Genomic DNA, 1692 nt, shown 5'->3' on the forward strand with positions numbered 1-1692 from the left:
GTCGGCCAGGCGACCTCGGCCGCGTCGTCGCGCGGCTTCACCACGGCCCGGGAGCGGTGGGTCTGGTCAAGCTCGTCGAGGACGCCGACCGTGGCGTGCTGGTCGGCGGCACCGCGGTCGGCCCGGCCGCCGGGGAGATCCTGTCGATGGTCACCCTCGCCGTGCACGCCGCGGTGCCCGTGGCGACGCTGCGCACGATGATCTACGCCTACCCGACGTTCCACCGCACGATCGAGTCCGCGCTGGCCGACCTCGAGGCCTAGGCAAGCCGGCGCGGACGCGTCAGCCGAGGTCCTTCTCGGCGAGCCAGTCCTTCGCGATGGTCTTCGCCGGCAGCTCCTCGTCGACGCTGCGCTGGTTCAGGGCGCGCAGGTCGTCGGCCGACATCGCGGCGCTGACCTCGTCGATGACGGCCGCCGCGTCGTCGTCGACGTCGTCGCCGGCCACCGGGACCAGGTGCGAGGCGAGGAACAGGCCCTCGGTGTCCTCGAGGCTGACCAGGTCGTTCTTCGCGATCGAGGGGTCGGCGGTGTAGATGATGGCGAGCTGGATGTCGCCGTCCTTGAGCGCCTTGACGGTCAGCGGGCCGCCGCCGTCCTCGATCGGCGCGTAGTCGGCGTCGACGCCGTAGGCCGCCTTGAGCCCCTTCGGCCCGTTGGGCCGGGTCTCGCCCTCGGAGTTGCCGCCCAGGGTGAGCGGCTCGGTGACCTTCGCCAGGTCGGCGATGGTCCTCAGGCCCCACTTCTCGGCGAACTCGCGGGTGACGACGTAGGAGTCCTGGTCGGTCGCCGGGGACTCGTCGAGCACGCGCAGGCCGTCGGGCACGGCCTCGGAGAGGGCGGTGTAGACGTCGTCGTCGAGCCGGGCCTCGGTGTCGGGCTCCCAGTACTGCAGCAGCGGCCCGGTGTACTCGGGGAACAGGTCGAGCTCGCCGGACTCGATCTCGGGCACGTACGCCTCGCGCTGCCCGATGCGGAACTGACGGTCGACCTCGTGGTCGTCGGCCTCGAGGGCCTGGGCGTAGATCTCGGCGACGATCTCGTTGGAGTAGTAGTCCTGCGAGCCGATGACGATGGCGTCGCCGTCCTCGCCGCCGGAGGCCAGCGGGTCGGAGTCGGAGCACGCGGCCAGGGTCAGCAGGGCGGCCGCGCAGGCCGCCAGGACGCGGGGTCGGAGGGTCATGACGCTTCCTTCGTTCGGACGCCCGGACGGCGTCGGCGGTGGTGCGGTGGGCCAGGCGCTCGCGCGGTGCTGGGCCACGGCGAGCAGACGGTCGAGGAGCAGGGCCAGCGCGGCGACGAGCAGCGAGCCGGCCAGCATGAGCGCGTAGTCGCGGGTCTTGAGCCCGATGAACAGGTAACGGCCCAGACCGGTGTCGGCGGTGTAGGCGGCCAAGGTCGCGGTGGCGACGACCTGCAGCGTCGCGGCCCGCACGCCGCCGACCAGGACCCCGGCGCCCAGGGGCAGCTCCACCTGGCGGACGACCTGCCACTCGCTCAGGCCGAGGCGCGAGCGGCGTCGACGGCGGCCGGGTCGGCGGACTCCACGCCGGCGTACGCGCCGGCGAGGAGGGAGGGGACGGCGAGGGCCACGAGCGCCAGCAGCGGCGCCTCGAGGCCGACGCCGAGGCCGAGCGCGAGCAGGGTCAGCAGGTCGAGTCTACCGGATCCAGCCCCAGTATAGGCCAGTTGA

1 protein-coding gene and 2 pseudogenes are annotated in these 1692 nt (G+C 73.0%); 1 reads left to right on the top strand and 2 read right to left on the bottom strand.

All coding sequences use genetic code 11. The features are described 5' to 3' along the window. Positions 1–263: pseudogene (locus tag AC2W7G_RS15560) on the top strand (NAD(P)/FAD-dependent oxidoreductase); the annotation flags it as partial. A gap of 19 nt (positions 264–282) precedes the next feature. Here AC2W7G_RS15560 and AC2W7G_RS15565 read toward each other — a convergent pair. Beyond that, positions 283–1473: an ABC transporter substrate-binding protein gene (locus tag AC2W7G_RS15565; protein ID WP_485869237.1), complete on the bottom strand. Its 1191-nt coding sequence runs from the start codon at positions 1471–1473 to the stop codon at positions 283–285. A 23-nt stretch (positions 1474–1496) separates the two neighbouring features. Then, positions 1497–1692 (bottom strand): annotated as a pseudogene (locus AC2W7G_RS15570) (ABC transporter permease); the annotation flags it as partial.

Source organism: Aeromicrobium sp. PFPM2_SD2 (genome assembly GCF_057364525.1).